The 8,016-nt window shown below is 42.4% G+C and carries 6 protein-coding genes and 1 tRNA gene; 4 read left to right on the top strand and 3 right to left on the bottom strand.

Annotation, left to right across the window (positions count from 1 at the left end; genetic code table 11):
* Window positions 1–43 precede the first annotated feature (43 nt).
* Window positions 44–1,003, bottom strand: coding sequence for a thioredoxin domain-containing protein (locus tag A5295_RS05165; protein WP_082915505.1), 960 nt, complete (start codon window positions 1,001–1,003; stop codon window positions 44–46).
* A 240-nt stretch (window positions 1,004–1,243) separates the two neighbouring features.
* Here A5295_RS05165 and A5295_RS05160 point away from each other — a divergent pair, with 240 nt between their 5' ends.
* Together A5295_RS05160 and A5295_RS05155 are read left to right on the top strand one after the other, a co-directional pair.
* Complete coding sequence (locus tag A5295_RS05160) at window positions 1,244–2,371, top strand: ABC transporter ATP-binding protein (RefSeq protein WP_004105828.1); 1,128 nt, start codon at window positions 1,244–1,246, stop codon at window positions 2,369–2,371.
* Window positions 2,372–2,619: 248 nt separating this feature from the next.
* Entirely contained in the window at window positions 2,620–4,035 is a 1,416-nt protein-coding gene (locus tag A5295_RS05155; RefSeq protein ID WP_064621994.1) for a DUF4032 domain-containing protein, read from the top strand.
* Between the two features lie 155 nt (window positions 4,036–4,190).
* Here the strand turns inward: A5295_RS05155 and A5295_RS05150 are convergent.
* Together A5295_RS05150 and A5295_RS05145 are read right to left on the bottom strand one after the other, a co-directional pair.
* Window positions 4,191–4,263 (bottom strand) — tRNA-Lys (locus A5295_RS05150).
* A 71-nt stretch (window positions 4,264–4,334) separates the two neighbouring features.
* Window positions 4,335–4,595: a glutaredoxin domain-containing protein gene (locus A5295_RS05145; protein WP_004105832.1), complete on the bottom strand. Its 261-nt coding sequence runs from the start codon at window positions 4,593–4,595 to the stop codon at window positions 4,335–4,337.
* Window positions 4,596–4,782: 187 nt separating this feature from the next.
* Here A5295_RS05145 and ftsY point away from each other — a divergent pair, with 187 nt between their 5' ends.
* Window positions 4,783–5,964, top strand: a complete 1,182-nt coding sequence (gene ftsY, locus A5295_RS05140; RefSeq protein ID WP_101885826.1) for a signal recognition particle-docking protein FtsY — start codon at window positions 4,783–4,785, stop codon at window positions 5,962–5,964.
* A 161-nt stretch (window positions 5,965–6,125) separates the two neighbouring features.
* The gene (locus A5295_RS05135; protein ID WP_064621992.1) at window positions 6,126–7,907 is read left to right on the top strand and encodes an ammonium transporter; all 1,782 of its coding nucleotides are present in this window, start codon (window positions 6,126–6,128) and stop codon (window positions 7,905–7,907) included.
* Window positions 7,908–8,016: the final 109 nt, after the last annotated feature.

Genomic DNA, 8,016 nt, shown 5'->3' with positions numbered 1-8,016 from the left:
TATTCTTAACGTCCGTTTTAGTATAGAAATTACTTAATTTTATTTATAAATCAAGCGGCTTGCTCTTATATGTAACTTTTGGCATATGGCCAGATTTGCCAACATGTTCTTTATCGATTCCCAAAGACTTTAATATAGCTTCCAAAGGATCCATCTGCTTTTCAGAAGCTGCATTGAGATCTACTAGCTTACCATTAATTGTTACTGTTGGAGTTGTCATAGCGCCTTTATTAGAGCCAGAAACATTCCATAAAGCTTTTTCTTCTGGAGTATTCTCATTAATAACTTCTTGCCACTTAACATAGTGTAGGTTAAAGGCTTCATTCGCAATCTTATTTGCAACTCCAGCATCTTCAGCTAAATCAATAAGAGCTTTATTCGGTGTTGCTTGGTATCCATCGCCTTCTTCCGGCTGGAATCTTTCACTAAAGATGCTATTGATAAACTGAAGCAAATGCTTTGGATCGTTATCATATGAGGCGATATAAGCAATACCGCTTGAGACGCGATAAGAATATTGATCTGAGCTAAAACGATTTAAGAATGACATAGGGTGAAGTTCTAGGTTAATTTGACCTGCTTCAACCATTTTAATTAAAGTTTCATCAACAGTACGATTAAAGTTTCCACAGCCAGGGCACAAAGGATCAAAATAAGTAGCAACTGTAGGAGCACCAGCAGCTTGCTTGCCGTACCCATCCTTGCTAAGAAGAATTCCGCCTTGTAAATTAGATGCCGGTGGGATGTCAGAAGAAGGCAGTTTTTTAATCTCTTTGGCTATTTGGGAGTTTGCTGTATCCTCAATTTGTGTATCTGGCTTATTGGTTGTTGGATTTTCAATTTTTACTTGTGGTTTATTGATTGAATTGTAATAAGTCATAAACCCAGCTCCTGCAGCGAATGCAAGAATAACTAGTGCTATTACGATGCCAATTAAGCTTTTACTATAAGGGGTATTTGATTTTTGCATTTCATCATTTGTTGTTTCTTGTTGTTGATCCATAGTTATTCTCCTTTTGTGCGTCTTACTCGACACGCCGAGTTTATGCAAAATACTGATTTTTTGCTGTTTTTCTAAGATAAACATGATATATTAAGGCATGGCTCAACGAAGAGAACCTTCAATGGACCAGGTAAGTAAACTGTGGACGATTGATACCCGCCGATGTAGGAATTGGGGTCATGAGTGCACACCCTTCACTACGGATCGTTCGGCACGTACCTGCCGATGAAAGGACATATCATGGCAGAAGTTGTATTTGATCATGTGACTCGTATATACCCGGGCAACGATAAGCCTTCGGTTGATGACTTGAACATGACTATTAAAGATGGTGAGTTCCTCGTACTCGTTGGTCCATCTGGTTGCGGTAAGTCAACTACTTTGCGTATGTTGGCAGGTCTTGAAGAGGTTAACAAAGGACGTATCCTCATCGGCGGTCAAGATGTTACTACAATGCAGCCAAAGGATCGCGATATTGCAATGGTCTTCCAGAATTATGCACTGTATCCACACATGACAGTTGCTGATAACATGGGCTTTGCTTTGAAGATTGCTGGTGTTCCTAAGGAAGAAATTCGCAAGCGTGTTGAAAAAGCTGCAGAAGTGTTGGATTTGACAGAGTATTTGGATCGTAAGCCGAAGGCTTTGTCTGGTGGTCAGCGTCAGCGTGTTGCTATGGGTCGCGCAATTGTTCGTGAACCAAAAGTCTTCCTCATGGATGAGCCTCTTTCCAACCTTGATGCTAAGCTCCGCGTTCAGACTCGTACTCAGATTGCTGCTTTGCAGCGTCAGCTTGGTGTTACTACTCTGTACGTTACCCACGATCAGACTGAAGCTTTGACCATGGGCGATCGCATTGCAGTGATTAAGCTTGGCGTATTGCAGCAGGTTGGAGCTCCTACTGAGCTTTATGACCGCCCTGCAAATGTATTCGTTGCAGGCTTCATTGGCTCGCCATCCATGAATATCAATCAGCACCCAGTTGTAAACGGTCGAGCTCAGATCGGTGAGGATTCTATAGTTCTTCCAGCTGAGGCTGTTGACAAGCTCACTGCAGAAGATAACGGACAGATTATTGTTGGCTTCCGTCCAGAAGATGCAAGCTTGGCAACATCCGATGATCCAAATGCGTTCTCCTTGAAGGTAATGAACGTGGAAGATCTCGGTTCCGATGGCTATATCTACGGCAATATCATCACCGATGGTTCTCCTGAGGAAGCATCTACGATGATGTCTGATCAAAACAAGCTCACTACTATTCGCGTGAACCCACGTGCTCTTCCAAAGGTTGGCGACACCGTGAAGATCAAGATTGATCCATCTAAGATGCATCTGTTCGCACCTTCTACGGAGTTGCGTTTGAACTAAAAGTGTTGGTTTGCCTGCTTATATGAGCTAGTAAGCAAACTTTCGGTATAAGGTATAGCGGGGTTCGCAGTATGACGCGAACCCCGTTTTTGGCACAAAAAAGCAGCATAATAAGTGTGCAATAATACATCATTACAATGCATCGCTTATTATATATAGTTGTTATCAATAATTCGTCGGTGGTTGAGCTGTGTTTATCTGGAATGCAGTGATATCGTTGGCATGAGCTTGATTGGTAAATAAACTTTATGGAATGGAATGACGCTCCTCAATTAGACCCGCGTGCTGTGCAAGCAACTTCGGTATCTGCACAGGACGAGAATGCGTCGTCTCAAGAGCCGCAGGCACTGAAGATTACTGCGGCTAGTTCAGATCCAAAAATGTTTACACTGCCTTGGGAATTACCACTTTCTCAATGGCCTGCTGATTTATTCGTGAATTTGCCGCGTGGTATTTCTCGTCACGTTGTGCGATTTGTTCACGTTGGCGATGAAGTGTATGCAATGAAGGAAATTACTCGTCAAGTTGCAGAACGTGAGTATGAGCTTTTGCGTAGGCTTCGTAAACTTGAGTTGCCTACAGTTACTCCTATAGCTGTTGTTGCAGGACGCCATGACGCTAATGGTGAAAAGCTTGAGGCAATGTTAGTTACGAAACATTTAAAGTTCTCACTACCATATCGTGCATTATTTGCTCGTACGTTGCGTCCGGATACTGCAGAGCGCCTTATCGATGCGCTTGCTGTTCTTATGGTGCGCTTGCATCTTTCTGGCTTCTATTGGGGCGATGTATCGCTTTCCAACGTGCTGTTTTTGCGAGATGCAGATGCTTTTTCTGCATTCCTAGTTGACGCAGAAACTGGTGATTTGCATGGAAGTTTAACAGAAGGTCAACGAGAATACGATATCGATTTAGCTCGAACCAACATTATTGGTGAGCTTATGGATTTGAGCTCCGGTCAGCTTTTACCGACAGAAGTAGATGAAATCAGTATAGGCAATCGTCTAGTAGATCGCTATCATTCGCTTTGGAGTACGCTTACTGACGTTGATAAGTTCAGTCCTGATGAGATGTGGCGAATTGAACGTCGTGTTAATCGTCTAAATGAGCTTGGTTTCGATGTTGATGAGTTGGAGATGAAGACTTCAGAAGATGGTCGAAGGGTTTTGGTTCGACCTCGCGTTGTGGATGCTGGTTATGCTTCCCGCAAGCTTCTTCGTCTTACTGGATTGGACGTTCAAGAGAATCAGGCTCGAAGGCTTCTGAACGATTTGGATGCGTATCGCACTTCGACGTGGAGACAAGGTGAGGAATTAGAAATTGTTGCAACTGATTGGATGCGTGAAATTTTCGAGCCAACAGTTCGTATGATTCCTCCTGAGTTCCGTTCGCAAATTGAACCAGCTCAGTTCTTCCATGAAGTGTTGGATCATCGTTGGTTTATGGCAGAAAAAGTTGGCCATGACGTTGCTATGCAAGATGCTGTAACTAGCTATATTAAGAACGTATTACCACAGTACAAAATGGATAAGCATGTTCTTGCTGCTATTAATGCAGATGCTGATTCTGGCGTTGTGGATGATGAATACACGTATTCTTCTCCAACACCTGTAGGTCACGATATAGTTGAAGATGATCAAGATGCTAGTGTTTGGGCGAGTTGAGTATTGCGTTATATAAGTAATTAGCTAATTCTCAACAAGTATGGCATTGATTGTCGTTTTTGATCTTAAGTGAATTTTTCGTAGGGGGAGCTTCGACTCCCCCGTTTTTTTTTATTGCAGTTTACTCGCTTACCCTAAATTTGGATATAAAAAAGTGCCCCCTGTGGGACTCGAACCCACAACCCAAGACTTAAAAGGACTCTGCTCTGCCAATTGAGCTAAAGGGGCAACAAATGCCAAGTATACTACATTCAATCGACGAAGTGAATATCGTGTGAACTTATGCGTGTTATATATATTTATTGCAGTATTCCGAGTGACTCCAGTTTTGCTTTTATTTGTGTTGCAGATGGCTCAACCATAAAAGTATTATCCGCAAAAGTAACAACTGGAATGTGCTTTTGATTGCTAATTTCAATCGCTTTTTCTTCAGCACCTTCTTCTGTTTCAATATCGTGCCAAACGAATGCCACACCATACTGGGTTAGCGCAGCTTTTGCGCGTTTGCAATCTCCACACCAATCTGCACCGTATACATTTACGGTAGGCTGATCTGACATAAAATCCTCCTTAATGATTTTGTGAATTCAAATTTTGCGTAATAATAGCTCGTGCTATTTATTACTACTTTTATTAGTGTAATAGATGCAGATGTACTTAAGCATATTGACGTTGAAGTGTGACAAAGATGAGAAAAAATAGTGAAATGTATTGCTAGTGTCCCTTGACTTTCATAGTCTTGATGTCATGAATATGGTTATGGATATGAACATGCTAATTTGGTTTGCGGCTGCGGCTGTTGTTATTGCCATCTTATTAGTAACAGTTGCAGTGATTTTGCGCATTCACAGCAATAGTCATGGACCAGTAATTCCTGAAAGCGTTGATAGTTCAATCGATACAGGCAAAACTAAAGCGCGTGGAACAAAAAAATCTGGAAAACAGATAGAAAGTAACATAGCTGTTATACCTAATGAAGAAGTAAAGTCTGAATTATTGCCAGAAAGTACTTCTTCGCGTATTAAACGTCTTCGCGAACGTTTGGCTCATAGTGCAAATCCATTTGGTCGTGCATTGTTTAATATCATAAGCAAGGACCATCTTTCGGAAGAAGATTGGGAAGATGTAGAAGATACTCTTCTTATGGCCGATGTTGGCTCTCGAGCTAGTGAAGAATTAGTAGAAGATCTACGCAAAGATGCACGCATTGCTGGTACCTCTAGTTCAGAAGATGTGCATTCAGCATTGCGTACGAAACTATTGAAAATAGTAGATGAAGACGCTGATCGACGCTTAAATGCAGATAAATCAGATGCGCATCACCCTAGCGTTATTATGATGGTCGGCGTTAATGGCACCGGTAAAACCACTACTGCTGGTAAATTAGCGCGATTGTTTATTGCCCAAAAACGTTCAGTAATGTTTGCTGCAGCAGATACTTTTCGTGCGGCTGCAGCTGATCAACTTGAAACTTGGGCGTCTGCAGTAAGCGTGCCAGTTGTTCGTGCAGATAAAGATGGTGCTGATCCTGCTTCTGTTGCTTTTATTGCTGCGAATAAGGCAAAAGAAGAACAAACTGATTTATTGATTGTAGATACTGCTGGTCGTTTGCAGAATAAAGCAAATTTAATGGAAGAGCTTGGCAAAATTCGTAGGGTTATAGAAAAAACTATGCCTGTTGATGAAGTATTGCTGGTATTGGATGCAACTACTGGTCAAAATGGCATGTCTCAAGCAAAAGTATTTGCTGAAGCTATTGGCATTACGGGCGTAGTCCTTACTAAGCTTGATGGTTCCGCTAAAGGTGGAATTGTTATAGCTGTACAGCGTGAACTTGGTGTGCCGGTTAAGCTAGTAGGTCTTGGCGAAGGACCAGATGATTTGGTCCCGTTTGATGCTCAAAGCTTCGTAGACGGTCTGCTCGCTTAATGCTGAGCATTGATGTAGCTGCATGAGTGGTAGTTTTTAATCTTCCACTAAAGTCTTTATGAGTTTTGGCTATAAGAGTTTCTCGGTACAATAGTTATATAAGTAATACTTAAGCTGCAATGATGTTATTGTTGCGCTGTTTCAAATAATTGAGGTGAAAAATGACCACAATGGATCCGCAATGGGCATTGTTGGCTGGCGCGTTGGTGTTTATTATTACGCCGGGTATTGCCCTGTTCTATGGAGGCCGTGAACGCGCTACTTCCATGGTGAATATGATGATGCTTTCAGCTGGCGCTATTGCTGTAACTACACTGGTTTGGACGCTGTGGGGATGGTCGTTAGCTTTTGCTGGCAAAGATATGGCTGGTGGTGTTATAGGTGATCCATTGAGTGGTTTGCTATTCCGTGATTCGATGGTGGCAGATCATGGTGTGTTTACGTCTATGGACGCAAATTCCGGATTATCTGGTGGCATTCCTGCAGCTTTTCGTTTAGCATGTGCTGTTGTTGCAGTAGCGCTTATTACTGGAGCTCTAGCCGGTCGAGTGCGTTACGCTATTTGGCTTATTTTCGTAGCTGTGTGGATTACTTTAGTATTCGCTCCGTTAGCGCATATGGTGTGCGGTGGTGGATTGCTTTCGCCTAATGGTGCTATTTCACAGGCGTTAGGTATTTCAGTGCATGACTTCGCGGGTGGCTCTATATTGCATATTGCTGCGGCTGTTTCGGCTTTTGCAATTGTTATGATCATTGGCGGACATGCTCACTTCCCTCTTAAGCGTTTTGTTTTGCATATTAAGAATGTTGCGCATACGAGTGGCAATGCTAATTCTGGAGCTACTAATTCGCGTAATCCTAAAAGTCGTTTATCGCGCGCATTGTGGGCTGATGTTGAGCATGCTAAAAATGCTGCTAGTGAGACTGTTGTCTCTCCAGTTGCTACAGTAACTGAAGTTGCTGCTGAATCCACTGCAACGCAGTCAGCAGTCGAAAATGGTGTTGCTGCTCGCCAGCCGCATAATGTTCCTTTCGTTATGCTTGGCGTTTTCCTGATTTGGTTCGGTTGGCTTGGGTTAATGATTGGTTCTTCTGCAGGTGTTCCTGGAGTTGCTGGTTATGCTTGGGTGAGTTCCACAATAACTGCTTCTGCTTCAATGCTTGCCTGGGGTGTGACTGAACGTTTACACTCTGGATGCTTTACTGCTTTGGGAGCTGCGTCTGGTGTTATGGCTGGATTAGCTGCAAGTGCTGCAGCCGCGGATGTTATTGCTCCATTGTGGGCTTTAGTTTTGGGTGTTCTTTCTGGTGTTATTACTTCTCTAGTGACTCACTCTCGTACTTTTGTGCGCTACGATGGTGCCTTGCATGTAGTTAGCGTGAATGGTGTTGCTGCGCTTATTGGTGTGCTTGCAGTAGGCTTATTTGCTGATGGCTCTGGATTACTCGCTGTTGGTGATTGGCATCAGTTAGTTGCACAACTGTGCTTGATTGGGATTACGGTGCTTTATGCAGGTGCTGTAACTGCAGTGCTAGCTTTTGTTCTTGAAAAGCTTTTTGGATGGCGAATCTCGGAAGCTAAGGAACGTAAGGGCGTTGATTTAGCTGATCAAGGAGAGCGTGCTTACGATTTTTCTTCTATTGCACAAAGTCATGATGGCGCTGTAGTTGCTGTTGCAGATGATGATGCAAATAAAACTCAAATGGCTGTTCTTACTTCTGTTGATATTGATATGGGTGAAAACGAGGTTGAACAATCTGATTTTATGGTTGATCAATCTGAGGCAAATCCTGAGCAAGGCGATTCTGAGGTTGATGATACTAAATCTGAAGTTGAGCAGAAAGAGTCTTCTTCTGAAAAAGAGTCTGAAACTGTAGAAAAAGATAAATCAGCGCAGAATAATAAGAAAACAGGAAAACGAAATAATAGTGCTAAAGAATAGAAGCATGTGCGTAAGCGCTATTGTTTAGCAACAAGTTCTAGTTATTTTGATATAAACCGCATGTCTTATCTAAGATATGCGGTTTTGTTATTTTTGCTAATTTAAAATC

The organism is Gardnerella sp. 26-12, from assembly GCF_001660745.1.
Taxonomy (GTDB): domain Bacteria; phylum Actinomycetota; class Actinomycetes; order Actinomycetales; family Bifidobacteriaceae; genus Bifidobacterium; species Bifidobacterium swidsinskii.
This window is presented reverse-complemented; position numbering and strand designations above follow the sequence as displayed.